This is a genomic window from Pseudomonas nabeulensis, assembly GCF_004682045.1.
Lineage (GTDB): Bacteria > Pseudomonadota > Gammaproteobacteria > Pseudomonadales > Pseudomonadaceae > Aquipseudomonas > Aquipseudomonas nabeulensis.
This window is the reverse complement of record NZ_QUZT01000009.1, coordinates 1-14,751: the sequence shown is the minus strand read 5'-3', so window position 1 is coordinate 14,751 and position 14,751 is coordinate 1. Positions and strand designations below refer to the sequence as shown.

Here is a 14,751-nt window from a genome sequence, read left to right as displayed (position 1 = left end):
GCATCGGATGCGTGGGGCTTTTGCGTGTAAAACAGAATATTTCTCGATAACTCGCGGCATAATGCGCGCCGTGGCATTCACATCCAGATAGACGAGGCGGTCAGACGTGTTGAAGAAAACCCTGTTCCAGTTGCACTGGTTCTTCGGCATTACCGCCGGGCTGGTGCTGGCCTTGATGGGGATCACCGGGGCGGCGGTCTCGTTTCAGGATGAAATTCTGCGGGCACTCAACCCCACCGTCCTGACGGTCGAGAAACGCGAAGCCGGCGTGCTGCCACCCGCCGAACTGGTGCGCAAACTGGAAGCCACCGAAGGCAAAACCGTCTCCATGCTCTGGGTCGAAAGCGACAGCGGCAACGCCGCCCGCGTGTTCTTCACCCCGCCACCTGGCGAGCGCCGGGGCCAGATGCGCTATTTCGACCCGTACACCGGCGACTACATGGGCGATGTGGTTGGCCAGGACGTCTTTGGGTTCCTGCTGCAATTCCACCGCTTCCTGGTCATGGGTGACACCGGGCGCAACATCACCGGCGCCTGCACGCTGATCCTCGTATTCTTCTGCCTCTCCGGTTTGTACCTGCGCTGGCCGCGCCAAGTGGCGAGCTGGCGTGTGTGGCTGACACTGGACTGGCGCAAAAAGGGCCGCAGCTTCAATTGGGACCTGCACTCGGTGTTCGGCACCTGGTGCCTGCTGGCCTACCTGCTGGCCGCGCTCACCGGCTTGTATTGGTCCTACGACTGGTACAACCAAGGCCTGACCAAACTGCTCTCCGACGCCCCGCAAAACGAGCGCATGCGCAAACGCGGCCCGCCACCCGTTGGCCCGACGCCCGTGGCCAACTACGACGCAATCTGGAGCAGCATCTACAGCAACGCCGGTCCCGATTTGAGCGCCTACAACATCCGCATGCCGGCCGTTGCCGGGCAACCGGCCACCGTGTACTACCTGCTGAAAAACTCGCCCCATGACCGCGCGCTGAACCAGATCAATCTCGACCCAGCCAGCGGTGAGGTGAAGTCCCACGACCGCTACGCCACCAAGACCTTCGGCTCCCAACTGCTGACCAGCGTCTACGCACTGCACACCGGCAGTTACTTCGGCCTGATTGGGCGGATCGTGCTGACCGTCAGCTCGTTGCTGATGCCACTGTTCTTTATCACCGGCTGGCTGTTGTACCTGGACCGCCGTCGCAAAAAACGCCAGGTGCGTGATGCGCGCAAAGGCCTCGGCGCCAATGCCAGTGATGCTCCGGCCTGGCTGATCGGCTTTGCCAGCCAGAGCGGTTTTGCCGAACAACTGGCCTGGCAAACGGCTGGGCAATTGCAGGCCGCCGGGTTGCCAGTGAAGGTGCAGGCGTTGGGCAACGTCAGCCAGGACGACCTGCGCCAGTCAGAAAATGCGCTGTTTGTGGTCAGCACCTTCGGCGACGGCGAAGCCCCCGACAGCGCCCGGGGTTTCGAGCGCAGCGTGCTCGGCCACGACCTGTCCCTCAAGGGCCTGAACTACTCGGTGCTGGCCCTGGGTGATCGTCAATATGAACACTTCTGCGGCTTCGCCCGCCGCCTGCATTTCTGGCTGACCAACCAGGGCGGCAACCCTCTGTTCGCCCCGGTGGAAGTGGACAGCGGCGACAGCGCCGCCCTGCTGCACTGGCAACAGCAACTCGGCCAGCTCACCGGTCACGCACCGGCGGCGGCGTGGCCGACCGCGCAATACGAAAACTGGACACTGACCCAACGCAGCCTGCTCAACCGCGACAGCAGCGGCTCCGAGGTCTACCTGCTGGGCCTCACCGCGCCGTCGCCACAGACCTGGCAAGCCGGTGACCTGGTGGAACTGCTGCCACGCAATTGCCCCTGGGCCATCGAGCACTTCCTTGAAGGCCTGGGCCTGGCTGGCAGCGACGGCGTGATGATCGACGGCTTGGCGCACACCCTCGGCCAAGCCCTGGCCACTCGCCAATTGCCGACCCATCGCGCGCACTTGGTCGGCCTGCACGCCCAGGCGCTGGTGGACGCATTAGTGCCGTTGAGCATGCGCGAATACTCCATCGCCTCGATTGCCAGCGACGGCGTGCTGGAATTGATCGTGCGCCAGGAGCGTCACTCCGACGGCAGCCTGGGGCTGGGCTCCGGCTGGCTCACCGAACACGCCGCCATCGGCTCGCCCATCAGCCTGCGCCTGCGCCGCAACAGTGGCTTCCACCTGCCGGACGCGCCGGTGCCGCTGATCCTGCTGGGCAACGGCACCGGCCTGGCGGGCCTGCGCAGCTTGCTCAAGGCGCGGATTGCCGACGGCCAACAGCGCAACTGGCTGCTGTTTGGCGAGCGCAATATCAAGCACGACTTCCTGTGCCAGGACGAGCTGCAAGGCTGGTTGGCCAGTGGTGATTTGGCGCTATTAGACCTGGCGTTTTCCCGCGACCAGGAAGAGAAAATCTACGTGCAGGATCGCCTGCGCGAATCCGCCGAAGTGCTGCGTAAATGGCTGGCCGATGGCGCGGCGATTTATGTGTGTGGCAGCTTGCAGGGGATGGCGGCTGGGGTGGATAAGGCGTTGGTGGATATTTTGGGCAGTGACGCCGTGGAACGCTTGATCGAACAGGGCCGCTACCGCCGGGATGTGTACTGATCCCTCAAAGCCACTGGAGATCAAAATGTGGGAGGGGGCTTGCCCCCGATGGCAGTGTGTCAGTCAGCTCATCTGTAACTGACCCACAGCTATCGGGGGCAAGCCCCCTCCCACATTGAAACTGCATTTCAGGTCAGGTGGGTTGGAGTTTTTGTTCAAACACCGACACCCCATCCAAGTCCCGCAAAATCACGGTCAACTCCGCCGTCTGCCCATCAATCTGCACCTCGCCAAAAAACTGGAACCCGGCAAACGGCGAGCTGTTCTGCACCGCCGGTGCCTTCTGGAAAACCACCTCCGGCCCAAAGGTCTTATCCAACGGGTTCGGCCCAAAACTCCCCGCGTTCAACGGCCCCGCCACAAACTCCCAGAACGGCTCGAAATCCTGGAACGCCGCCCGATCCGGGTGGTAGTGATGCGCCGCACAGTAGTGCACATCCGCCGTCAGCCACACATGGTTGCGCACCTTCTGCGCCCTTAAAAAACCCAACAGCTCGGCGATTTCCACTTCGCGGCCTTGCGGTGCACCGGGGTCATTATTGGCGATGGCTTCCCAACGCGGCACGCCAGGGCTCACCTCGCCATCCGGCACGCCGAGGCCGATGGGCATGTCGGCCGCGATGACTTTCCACTGCGCCTGCGAGCCCTTGAGTTCGCGCTTGAGCCAGTCCAGTTGCTCACGGCCAAGGAAGGGTTTTTCGCCGCCCAGGTTGTCATCGTTGGGGCCACGATAGCTGCGCATATCCAACACGAACACATCCAGCAGCGGGCCGTAGCTGAGCTTGCGATAAATCCGCCCGCCGCCATCAGCGGTCTGGCGGCGCATCGGCGAATATTCCAGCCAGGCCTGGCGTGCGCGGCCCACCAGGGTGTTGATGTCTTTGGTCTGGTAGCGCTCATCGAGCTGCTTGCTCGGGGACCAGTTGTTCACCACCTCGTGGTCGTCCCACTGCCAGATCTGCGGCACCTCGGCATTGAAGCGGCGCACGTTTTCATCCAGCAGGTTGTAGCGGTAGTTGCCGCGATATTCATCAAGGGTTTCAGCGACTTTGCTCTTGGCCTCGGTGGTGATATTGCGCCAGATGCGCCCGTCCTCGACCGTGAGCTGTGCAGGCACCGGGCCGTCGGCGTAGATGGTGTCGCCGCTGTGGATAAAGAAGTCCGGCAGGCGCAGGCGCATGGCTTCATAGATGCGCATGCCGCCGATGTCCGGGTTGATGCCAAAGCCCTGGCCGACGGTGTCGCCACTCCACACAAATCGGATGTCACGGCGCTGTTGCGGCGCACTGCGCAGATGGCCGAACCAGGGCTCACTGGCGACGCCGGTCTGGGCGTCTTCGAAGTGCACACGGTAGAAAATCGCCTGGTCGGCGGGCAGGCCGGCGAGGTCGACGCGCGCGGTGAAGTCGGTACGGCTGTCGGCCAGGGGCGAGATGAGTTTGCGCGGGTTGCTGAACACACTGCGGGTGTCCCACTCCACCACCATCCGCGCCGGGCGGTCGCTGCGGCTCCAGATCATCGCGCGGTCGCCCAGCAGATCGCCGGACTGCACGCCATCGGTGAGCTGCGGGCGGTCCTTGACCGAGGCGATCACCGCCGGGGCCAAACCGGGCAGCAACAGCCCGGCGCCAACGGCTTGCATCACGCGGCGACGGCCAAGATCGAAGTGGCTCATGCGGGTGCCCTCTTGAGTATCAAAAGGACAACTTAAGCACGCGCAGATGACACTAATTTTGCGATCAGTGAAGATCAAATGTGGGAGGGGGCTTGCCCCCGATTGCAGTGGGTCAGCTACCAATAAACTGACTGATACACCGCCATCGGGGGCAAGTCGAATCGTCGCACCGCCCCTCCCACATTTTTACTGCGTCAGGCTTTAGCTGGTGCCACAGCCAGCTCCACCGCTTCCGGCTGCTTGATCAGCGCATACACCAACCCCGTCACCACACTCCCTGCCACAATCGCCAGCAAATACAGCAACGCATGGTTCATCGCATTCGGGATCACCAACACAAACAACCCACCATGGGGCGCCGCCAGCACACAGCCGAAATACATCGACAACGCACCGGTCAATGCCCCCCCGGCGATGCTCGCCGGGATCACCCGCAGCGGGTCCTTGGCGGCAAACGGAATCGCGCCTTCGGAGATAAAGCACAGACCCAGAATCATCGCCGCCTTGCCCGCCTCGCGTTCGGTCTGGGCAAACTTGCGCCGCGCCAGGAAGGTGGCGATCCCCATACCAATCGGCGGCACCATGCCCGCGGCCATGGTGGCTGCCATTGGCGCGCCGCTATGGGCCGCCAGCAGGCCGACGGAAAACGCATAGGCCGCCTTGTTGATCGGCCCGCCCAAATCGACGCACATCATGCCGCCGAGCAGGATGCCCAGCAGCACCGCGTTGGTGGTGCCCATGGAGCTGAGGAAACTGGTGAGGCCCACGAGCATACGAGCAACCGGTGGCCCAACCAGATAGATCATCGCCAGGCCCGTAAACAGGCTCGCCAATAACGGAATGATCAGGATCGGCTTGAGCGCATCCAGGCTCTGGGGCAACTTCACCGCGCGGGTGATCAGCTTGACGCAATAACCGGCCAGGAAACCGGCAAAGATACCGCCGATAAACCCGGCGCCCAGGGTGGTCGCCAATAACCCGCCGATCATGCCGGGTGCCAGCGCCGGCCGATCCGCAATCGAATAGGCGATATAGCCCGCCAACAGCGGCACCATCAGCATAAACGCCTGGTCGCCCACCGACTTCAACGCTGCCGCGAGTGTGCCGGGCTGTTCAAAAGCCTGGATGCCGAATACGAATGACAACGCGATCAGCAACCCGCCCGCCACCACCATCGGCAACATGAACGACACCCCAGTGAGCAGGTGTTTGTACACGCCGGTTTTTTCCGACTTGGCCACTGCGCCTGTCGCAGCACTTTCTACCGCACCTTCAGCGAGCGCCTTGTTGAGGGTCGCCTCGGATTGCTTGAGGGCAATGCCAGTGCCGCAACGGTAGATCTTCTTGCCGGCGAAACGCTCAGTGGCAACTTCGATATCTGCCGCGAGCAACACCACATCGGCATTGGCGATAGCCTCCGGGCTCAACGGCGTACGCGCGCCCACCGAACCCTGGGTCTCGACTTGCAAGTCGTAGCCCAGGCGCTTGGCGGTTTGCTGCAAAGCTTCAGCGGCCATGAACGTGTGGGCGACGCCGGTCGGGCACGCGGTGACGGCGACGATACGCGGCGCATTTGTGGCCGCGGACTCAGTCGCGACATACACCTGCGCCTCTTCGGCACCACGACGCAACACCGCCTCCACATCCGCCAGCGCCTGGGCCGGTGTGCTCTGGAACACGCGCTTGCCGATAAAACGCTGCATATCCACTGGCGTGCTGCTGACCAGCAATACCCACTCGGCAGCATCAATCGTCGCCTGGGACAGCGCGCGCTCCGGGCGCTGCGCATCCACCACCTCGACGCTGGTGCTCCAACCCTGACGCTGCGCGGCGGCGTCCAACAAGCGGGCGCACAGCACACTGGTGACCATGCCGTTCGGGCAGGCAGTAACAATGGCTAACTTCATCACAAACCCTCTTATTGTTCTGTCAGCGCACGTACATCGACGTCGCTTTCGAGACGCGCCAACTGCGCGTCATCGCTGATGCCAAAGCCAATTTGCGTCACCGCCATCGCGGCAATCGCCGTGGCACGGCGCAGAGTCTGCTCGGGCGTATCGCCACTGAGCAAACCGTGAACCATCCCCGCCAGCAGCGAGTCACCGGCGCCCACCGTACTGGCCACCGTGACCTTGGGCGGCGAGGCACGCAGCGCCAAACCCGGGCCGTACCAATTCACGCCCGCGGCGCCGTCGGAGACCACCACATGCTCGACACCCTGTTGATGCAGTTGGCTGACGGCATCGGTGGCGTTATCAAAGGCCTCGGCGAGTTCTTCGGTGTTAGGCTTGACCATCCACGGGCCCGCGTTCAATCCGGCACGCAAGGCTTCGCCGCTGGTGTCCAGGGCGACTTTCAAACCCAGCCCTTTCAAGGCCTCCAGCAACCCCTGGAACCACTGCGGGCTGACGCCACGCGGCAAGCTGCCAGCGACCACCACGGCATCGAATTCAGGGGCGATGATCGCCACCCTCTCGAGCAATTCTTCTTGCGCTCGCTCATCCACCAACGGCCCGGGGGCATTGATGTCGGTGACCCGGCCGTCCTGTTCGGCAATCTTGATATTGCTGCGGGTTTCACCCGGCACACGAATGAACACATCGCCAAATCCACGGCGGGCAATCAGCGCCTCAAACGCCTCGGGGTTGGCCTCGCCGAGAAACCCGCCGACGCTCACTTGATGCCCCAGATCCGCCAGCACTTGTGCCACGTTCACGCCCTTGCCGGCGGCATGGGTGAGCAGGGTTTCGCTGCGGTTGACTTCACCGGGCTCAAGGCGCGCCAGGCGTACCGTCAGGTCCAACGCCGGGTTCAGCGTCAGGGTCAAAATCCTTGCCATCTACACGGCCTCCACAAGGGCACGCACGTCGGCGGGCGAACCCACCGCCAGTGCTTTTTGCGCCAGGCCCTGGGCCTCGCTCAGACTGAATTCACGCACCCGCGCCTTCACCTCGGGGATGCTGCGGGCCGACACGCTCAACTCATCCACCCCCAAGCCGACCAGCACCGGCACCGCCAATGGGTCAGCCGCCAACTCGCCGCACACACCCACCCATTTGCCATGGGCATGGGCGGCGCGCACGGTGATGTCGATCAGTTGCAGCACCGCCGGGTGCAAGCCGTCGGCCTGGGCCGACAGGGTGGGATGGCCACGGTCGATGGCCAGGGTGTACTGGGTCAGGTCGTTGGTGCCGACGCTGAAAAAGTCGACTTCCTTGGCCAGCACCGGTGCCAGCAAAGCAGCCGAAGGGACTTCGATCATGATGCCCAGCTGCAAGTCTGCCACCGGGATTTCCAGGCGCAGGCGCTCGGTCATGTCACGGGCGGCGCGCCATTCATCGACGCTGCCGACCATGGGAAACATGATGCGCAGCGGACGGTTGTCTGCCGAACGCAACAGTGCACGCAATTGCGCCTCCATGATCTGCGGGCGCTGCAAGGTGAGACGAATACCGCGCACGCCGAGGAAGGGGTTTTCCTCCTCGGCAATCGGCCAATACGGCAGCGGTTTATCGCCGCCTACATCCAGGGTGCGCACCACCAACGGGCGCCCGGCGAGGCCGTCGAGTACGCGGCGGTATTCGGCTTCCTGGGTGGCTTCATCCGGCGCTTGCGGGTGCGCCATAAAGATCAGTTCGGTGCGCAGCAGGCCAATGCCTTCAGCGCCCTGCTCCACCGCGCCTGCCACACCGGCGCTTTCGCCGATATTGGCAAACACTTCCACGGCGTGGCCATCGCGGGTCAGCGCCGGTTCGTGGCGCTGGGCGGCGGCGGCTTGCAGGCGTTGTTCGCGGGTGTCACGCTCGACCGTCGCGCGTTGCAGGGTGGCGGCGTCGGCGTCTACGTGCAGGCGGCCGCGTTGGCCATCGAGCAGCAACGGCGTACCGGCTTTGAGCAGCAACACGGCCGGGCCTGCACCGACCAGTGCAGGAATGCCCAGGGCGCGGGCGACGATGGCGCTGTGGGCCGTGGCGCCGCCACGGGCGGTGAGGATACCGGCGACACGCGCCGGGTCCAGCCGTGCAACGTCCGAAGGACCGACTTCGTCCATCACCAGGATGTAGGGCTCGTTCGGTTCCTGGGCCGTTTCGACGCCGCACAGTTGCGCCAGCACACGACGGCCAATGTCCCGCAGGTCGGCGGCACGCTCGGCGAGCAAGGCGTCCTGCAGCGACTCTTGCTGCTTGGCGGCGGCTTCGATCACGCTCATCCACGCGGCTTCCGCGCTCTCGCCTTGCTTGAGGCGGGTGTCGACTTCATCGGTGAGTTCCGGGTCGTCGAGCATTTCCTGGTGGGTGATGAAAATCTCGCGGATCGCCTTGGACGTGCTGCGCTCGATCAGGCCCTGAATATCCCGGCGCACATCGGTCAATGCGCTGTGCAAGCGTTGACGCTCAACCGCCGCAGACTCACCGCGCAGCGGGTAATCGAACACTTGCTGGACCTGGATGTGCGCAGGGCCAATGGCAATACCCGGCGCGGCGGCGATGGCCTGGATTTGGCTGCCGGCCAGCGGTGCGCTGAGCACCGGTTCACTATCAGCAGTTACCGGCTGAGCGCTCACGGTGGGCAGCGGCTCGACGTCTTCGCCAAGGCCTTCTTCCACAGCGGCCAACAGGGCCGGCAGCGCATCGCCGGCAATCGTCGGTTCAGCGACAAATTCCAGCACTTGGCCACGTCGTGCACCGAGGCTCAGCAACTTGCTCAGGCTTTTTACGGAGACGGCGCCCACCGGGCCGTCGACGATGCGCACACGGATATCACCGTCAAAACTTTTCGCCAGTTGCGCGAGGATCTTCGCCGGGCGCGCGTGCAGGCCATGGGCATTCGCCAGGGTGATACGGGCGTTGGGCCAGTCTGGCGGCAGTTCACCGCCGAGCACTTCAAGGACTGCGCGGCTACTGGTGGCGCGACCAAGTTCCTGGCCACGGCCTTCGATCAGCAAGGCGCACAGGCGTTCGAGCAAGGCTTGGTGCGCTTCGCCGAGGCTGGCCAGGCAGAACAGGCCGTTGAGGGGCTGGCCGAGATAACGCATGGGTTTATCCGGCGTCACGAATGCCAGGCCGGGGCGCTTGACGGTTTGCTCACTGTGCAACCACCACAGGCCATCGCCCAGGGGCAGCGCATCGACTTGCTGCAAGACGGCAGCGAAACCATTGCTTACACAATCGGCCTGGCGCAACAGGCGTGCACCGCGCCATACCAGCTCTTCGAAATCATCGGCGGACACGCCCAGGCTGATCATCTGCGCATCCAGCGCCAGTTCCTGCGGCGCACCTTGCAACAATTTCAGCAAGGCTTCGGCGGAACCGGCACGGCGCAGCGCCTGGCCCAGGTCGGTTTCACCGAGGGCACGGGTGAGCAGTTGCAGCAGGCGCAGGTGTTCATCGGATTTGGCGGCGATGCCGATCGCCAGGTAGACGATCTGGCCGTCGCCCCAGTCCACCCCTTCGGGGAACTGCAGCAGGCGCACGCCGGTGGAGTGCACCTGGTCGCGGGTTTCGGGCGTACCGTGGGGGATGGCAATACCTTGGCCGAGGAAGGTCGAGCCTTGGGCTTCACGGGCTTGCAAGCCGCTCAGGTAACCCTCGGCGACCAGGCCATCGGCCACCAGTTTTTCCGCGAGCAAGTGCAAGGCAGCAGATTTATCCACAGCCACCTGGCCCATGGAAATCTGCTCTACAGTGAGCTCAAGCATGCCGTTCTCCTAGTTAGTGCGGTGGGCGCACTAGGTATTGTTTTGAATAAAACAGTGTAGGGGTGTTCAAAAATAACTGACTGATCAGTCAATTGGCAGCGACCAGTCAGTAGCGAATGTCGTAAAAATACGCCTGCTGAAACGTTTAATCTAGAATTTATGGCAGATTACGCGTTAATGACGCAACCTTGAAGAACCACTCGGCGCTTGAGCCAAGACATTGGTTGTATGCAGTAATCGGTTACGATTGGACAAAATGTCGGGGCAAGCTCTAAAAAACAAGGAAATCCCGGTTTGAAACTCAGTGATATCGCACGTCTTGCCGGTGTGTCCGTGACCACCGCCAGCTACGTCATCAACGGCAAAGCCGAACAGCAACGCATCAGCAACGCCACCGTCGAGCGGGTGCGGGCGGTGGTCGAAGCCCATGGTTTCACCCCCAACCCCCAGGCGGCCGGGCTGCGCAGCCGGCACACACGCACCTTGGGCTTTATCCTGCCCGACCTGGAAAACCCCAGTTACGCACGCATCGCCAAGCTGCTGGAACAAGGCGCACGGGCGCGGGGTTATCAGTTGCTGATTGCCAGTTCCGACGACGAGGCCGACAGCGAGCGCCAACTGCTCCAGCTGTTTCGCGCCCGGCGTTGTGATGCGCTGTTCGTGGCCAGCTGCCTCCCCTCCAGCGATGACAGCTACCGCGAGCTGCAAGCCAAAGGCCTGCCGGTGATCGCGATTGACCGGGTGATGGAGCCAGGGCAGTTCTGCTCGGTGGTCAGCGATGACCGCCAGGCCTGCCAGCAACTGACCAGCAGCCTGCTGCAACCGCTGCCCAAGCAGATCGTGCTGATCGGTGCGCGGCCCGAGCTGAGTATCAGCCAGGAGCGCGCCGCTGGATTTCGCGAAGCACTGCACGACTTCAAGGGCGAGGTGTTGATCGAACACAGCGAGTCGTTCAGTCGTGACGGTGGCCGACAGCTGATGGAGCAACTCCTGCAACGCCTGGGGCATTTGCCCGATGCGCTGGTGACCACGTCCTACGTGCTGCTGCAAGGTGTGTTCGACGCGCTGCACGACTTCCCGCTCAAATCGCGGCCCCTGCGCCTAGGCACTTTTGGTGATACCCAATTGCTGGACTTCCTGCCATTGCCGGTCAATGCCATGGCCCAGCAACATCAACTGATCGCCGACACCGCCCTGAAACTGGCCCTGGCCGCGATTGAAGAGCAACAGTACCAACCGGGCGTGCACGCCATCGGCCGTACGTTCAAGCAACGGATTCACGAGGCCTGAGCGTGGAGCTGATCGACACTCACACTCACTTGGACTTCCCGGACTTTGACAGCGACCGCCGGGAGGTCCTCGCCCACAGTCGTGAACGGGGCGTGCGACGCATGGTGGTGTTGGGGGTGTATCAGCGCAATTGGCAGCGGCTGTGGGATCTGGTGCAAGCCGATGACAGTTTATTCGCCGCCTTTGGCCTGCACCCGGTGTATCTCGATGAGCATCGCCCCGCCGACCTGACAGCGCTGGGCGACTGGCTGACCCGACTGCAAGGCCATCGACAGCTTTGCGCGGTGGGAGAAATCGGTCTGGATTACTTCCTTGAAGCATTGGACCGCGAACGCCAGCAAGCCTTGTTTGAAGCTCAACTCAAGCTCGCGGTGGACTTCCAACTGCCGGCGCTGCTGCACGTGCGCCGCAGCCACGCGGCGGTGATCGCCACCCTCAAGCGCATCCGCCTGCCTCGGGGCGGCATTGTCCATGCATTTGCCGGCAGCCGTGAGGAAGCCCGCGAGTACATCAAGTTGGGCTTCAAGCTGGGCCTGGGCGGCGCTGCCACCTGGCCACAGGCCCTGCGCATGCACAAGGTGCTGGCGCAATTGCCCCTGGACGCGGTGGTGCTGGAAACCGACTCACCCGACATGGCGCCCGCCATGTACCCAGGCCAGCGCAACAGCCCGCAACACCTGCCAGATATCTGCACTGCGCTGGCCGAGCGCATGGGCATCGAGCCGTTATTGCTGGCTGAGGCGAGCACACGCAATGCGTGCGAGCTGTTCGACTGGTAGCGCTGGCGTCACCACTTGCAGGTCCAGGGTAATGCGCTGACGGAAACGCGCGTAACGCAGTGCCAGAAAATGCACCAACAACACCACCAGCGACACATTGAACTGGCCGATCACGCTGATCAGGCCCACCCACTCCGCCACCAGTGCCACGATCAGCACGACACACGTCAGTACCGCCATGCTCGGACGCACCAGCGCCCAATGATCCAGCGCCTTGAACTGACGCAATTGCCGCGGACAACTCAACTGCAAGACCCGTTGGCAGTACGGGCAATCGAAGGGCTCCTCGATGGCGATGGCATTCACCTGCCAAGGCTTGAGTTCGAAGGTAATGTCGCAGTGGGCGCAGTGCCCTTTGATGCCGATTGCAGCGGTCATCGCTGTGCTCCCTGGAACGTCGACTTGAGTGAAATAAATTCTCACTTATTCAGGTGACCAAAAAGCATCCTCGGGGAAATCAGGACAAACGCCACACTCATTTTAGATAAAGCCTACAGCATAGTCCTACACACGAAACGCACCGATCAGTTGTTTCAACTCGATCACCTGCATAGACAGCTGGCGGCTCGCCGCTTCAGTCTGATGCGCACCGTGGGCCGCATGCTCCCCGGCACGGTTGATTTCGACGATGTTCTGGTCGATATCGTGGGCAACCGCTGTCTGTTGCTCAACCGCTGCCGCAATCTGCTGGTTTTGATCAACGATCATGCCTACAGCGCCGAGGATATTTTCCAACGCCTGCTGCACCTTCTCCGACTGCCCCACCGTGCCATTCGCCATGGCATGACTGGTGCCCATGGCCTTCACTGCCGCACTTACGCCACTGTGCAACCGGCTGATCATCTGCTCGATTTCTTCGGTTGAACGCTGGGTGCGCCGCGCCAAGGTGCGCACCTCATCGGCCACCACCGCAAAACCACGCCCTTGCTCACCGGCGCGTGCCGCCTCAATGGCGGCATTGAGCGCCAGCAAGTTGGTTTGTTCGGCAATGCTTTTGATCACTTCCAACACGCTGCTGATGGACTGGCTGTCCGTGGCCAACTGGTTGATCACCTGCACCGACTGGTCAATTTCCGACGCCAGCCGCGCGATGCTGCCCTGCTGGGATTGCACCAGGCCACGACCACTGACAGTTTCATCGTTGACGCTATGGGCACTGCTGACCGCCGCCGCCGCACTGCGCGCCACTTCCTGAGCAGTGGATGACATCTGGTTCATGGCGGTGGCCACTTGCTCGATCTGGGTGCGCTGGCCGGACACGGCCTGGTTGCTGTGGGCCGAGACGGTTTCCACCTGGCCGGCTTGCAGCTCGACCTGACCGACGGTGTGCCCGACTCGCTCGATCAAATCATGGATCTTCGCCACGGTGCCGTTGAACACCTGGCCCAGGTCGCCCAACTCATCGCGGCTGTGGGAAACAAAGGAAACGGTCATGTCACCCGCCGCCACTTTGTCCATCATCAGTCCCAAACGCCGAAGTGTGGTGCGGGTAGACGCGTAGAAACCGCCGTACAGATAAAAGATCAACAGGAACACTGCGCTCAGCGCCGAGATCAACGTCACCATGTGTGTACGGTTCTGCGCCAAACGCTGGTCCAACTGCTGCCCGATGAACGCCAGGGTGGCTTCATTGAGCTGGTAGGTTTGGGCCATCAGTTGCGTAACGTTGTCGTAGAAACCCTGCCAGGGCGCGTCGAGGGTTTCGGCCATGACGACCTGTTCTTCAAACAACTCGCTGCCTTGCTTGAGGCTGGCGCTGCTGGCCTTGGCCAGGCTGTCGAGCGAGGCCTGCGCCGCGTTGCTGGCGCCCAATGCGTCCTGCAACTTCAAACCGTATTCAGACTGGAGCTTCTCCAGTTGCTGCAACAATTCGTCAAAACGCGTGCTGGACGACGAATTGAGAAAACCCTGGCCCAGGGAATAAGCGCCCATCGCCCGCCCTTCGCCCAAGGTCTGGGTGACCTGCGGCGTCACGCTGGTGATCAGTTCGCTGAGTTGGCGCAGGTCACTTTGGGGATCACGGCTCAGGCCGGATTGACTGGCGATGATCTGGCTGAGCATCTGTGCTTTGTTCAGCAACTTGCCGATCAATGCGCTTTTGCTCAATAGCGAGGTTTCCTGTTGCTGGGCTTTGAAGGCCGCGATCAACTCATCCCGTTTAGCGTTGAACGCGGCGACCTGATCGGCATCAGTGGTCATCGCAGCAAGGCCTTGCAGGCGGCTCAATACGCTCTGTTCCAAGGCGCTGATCTTGCCCTCAAGGTCACCGGCCTTGCCGGCTTGGCCAAGGGTTGCGTTGATCTGTACCTGATTGTTGAGGGTTTCCAGGTCGCGTCGCAGCGCCAGGCTGCTACCCAGTAGATCGAGGCTTTGCAGTTCGATTCGCGTGGCCTGGAATTCGCGCCAGGAATCACGCACCAGGTAATAGTTGGTCGCCAGCATCGGCAGCAGGAACAGCACGCTGATCAAACTGAACTTCATGCCGAAACTCAGGCGATTCATCAGCGCGACGGCGGGATAGAGCAAGCTCTTCACAGGTGAACTCCCTTTCTTTTATTTTTATTGAGGCGCAGGGGCGGCAGTTAGCCATCACCTGTATAGCTCAATTTGAAAGGGAGTTTTGTAACTTAAGGTTAACGACGATTCGACGTACCCAGATGCAACAACCACCGCATTC

The 14,751-nt window shown here is 62.3% G+C and carries 9 protein-coding genes and 1 pseudogene; 3 read left to right on the top strand and 7 right to left on the bottom strand.

The window, feature by feature from the left end; genetic code table 11:
• Positions 1–106: 106 nt before the first annotated feature.
• Positions 107–2,632 carry a PepSY domain-containing protein gene (locus tag DYL61_RS07025; protein WP_135307763.1) on the top strand — a complete coding sequence of 842 codons (2,526 nt, stop codon included), beginning with the start codon at positions 107–109 and terminating at the stop codon, positions 2,630–2,632.
• Positions 2,633–2,765: 133 nt separating this feature from the next.
• On the opposite strand, the gene DYL61_RS07020 is transcribed toward DYL61_RS07025, so the two are convergent.
• The 4 genes from DYL61_RS07020 to ptsP form a co-directional block, all read right to left on the bottom strand.
• Positions 2,766–4,307, bottom strand: a complete 1,542-nt coding sequence (locus DYL61_RS07020; RefSeq protein WP_135307762.1) for an alkaline phosphatase D family protein — start codon at positions 4,305–4,307, stop codon at positions 2,766–2,768.
• Between the two features lie 194 nt (positions 4,308–4,501).
• Positions 4,502–6,214, bottom strand: a complete 1,713-nt coding sequence (locus tag DYL61_RS07015; protein ID WP_135307761.1) for a PTS fructose-like transporter subunit IIB — start codon at positions 6,212–6,214, stop codon at positions 4,502–4,504.
• 11 nt (positions 6,215–6,225) lie between these two features.
• Positions 6,226–7,146: a 1-phosphofructokinase gene (pfkB, locus tag DYL61_RS07010; RefSeq protein WP_135307760.1), complete on the bottom strand. Its 921-nt coding sequence runs from the start codon at positions 7,144–7,146 to the stop codon at positions 6,226–6,228.
• A complete protein-coding gene (gene ptsP / locus DYL61_RS07005) occupies positions 7,147–10,005 on the bottom strand; it encodes a phosphoenolpyruvate--protein phosphotransferase (RefSeq protein ID WP_135307759.1) in 2,859 nt (952 codons plus the stop codon).
• A gap of 294 nt (positions 10,006–10,299) precedes the next feature.
• On the opposite strand from ptsP, the gene cra reads away from it, so the two are divergent.
• Entirely contained in the window at positions 10,300–11,295 is a 996-nt protein-coding gene (gene cra / locus DYL61_RS07000; protein ID WP_135307758.1) for a catabolite repressor/activator, read from the top strand.
• A gap of 2 nt (positions 11,296–11,297) precedes the next feature.
• Positions 11,298–12,074 carry a TatD family hydrolase gene (locus tag DYL61_RS06995; protein ID WP_135307757.1) on the top strand — a complete coding sequence of 259 codons (777 nt, stop codon included), beginning with the start codon at positions 11,298–11,300 and terminating at the stop codon, positions 12,072–12,074.
• Here DYL61_RS06995 and DYL61_RS06990 read toward each other — a convergent pair.
• From DYL61_RS06990 to DYL61_RS31850, 3 genes and pseudogenes are all read right to left on the bottom strand, one after another.
• Positions 12,021–12,452 carry a hypothetical protein gene (locus DYL61_RS06990; RefSeq protein WP_135307756.1) on the bottom strand — a complete coding sequence of 144 codons (432 nt, stop codon included), beginning with the start codon at positions 12,450–12,452 and terminating at the stop codon, positions 12,021–12,023. The genes DYL61_RS06995 and DYL61_RS06990 overlap by 54 nt on opposite strands.
• Positions 12,453–12,578: 126 nt before the next feature.
• The gene (locus DYL61_RS31855) at positions 12,579–13,283 is read right to left on the bottom strand and encodes a methyl-accepting chemotaxis protein (protein ID WP_420825068.1); all 705 of its coding nucleotides are present in this window, start codon (positions 13,281–13,283) and stop codon (positions 12,579–12,581) included.
• A gap of 153 nt (positions 13,284–13,436) precedes the next feature.
• Positions 13,437–13,640 (bottom strand): annotated as a pseudogene (locus tag DYL61_RS31850) (HAMP domain-containing protein); the annotation flags it as partial.
• Positions 13,641–14,751 lie beyond the last annotated feature (1,111 nt).

Excerpts from the sequence above, each read along its gene's own strand:
- pfkB (WP_135307760.1), bottom strand. The coding sequence starts at position 7,146 with ATGGCAAGGATTTTGACCCTGACGCTGAACCCGGCGTTGGACCTGACG.
- ptsP (WP_135307759.1), bottom strand. The coding sequence starts at position 10,005 with ATGCTTGAGCTCACTGTAGAGCAGATTTCCATGGGCCAGGTGGCTGTG.
- DYL61_RS07020 (WP_135307762.1), bottom strand. The coding sequence starts at position 4,307 with ATGAGCCACTTCGATCTTGGCCGTCGCCGCGTGATGCAAGCCGTTGGC.
- DYL61_RS31855 (WP_420825068.1), bottom strand. The coding sequence starts at position 13,283 with ATGTCATCCACTGCTCAGGAAGTGGCGCGCAGTGCGGCGGCGGCGGTC.
- DYL61_RS06990 (WP_135307756.1), bottom strand. The coding sequence starts at position 12,452 with ATGACCGCTGCAATCGGCATCAAAGGGCACTGCGCCCACTGCGACATT.
- DYL61_RS07015 (WP_135307761.1), bottom strand. The coding sequence starts at position 6,214 with ATGAAGTTAGCCATTGTTACTGCCTGCCCGAACGGCATGGTCACCAGT.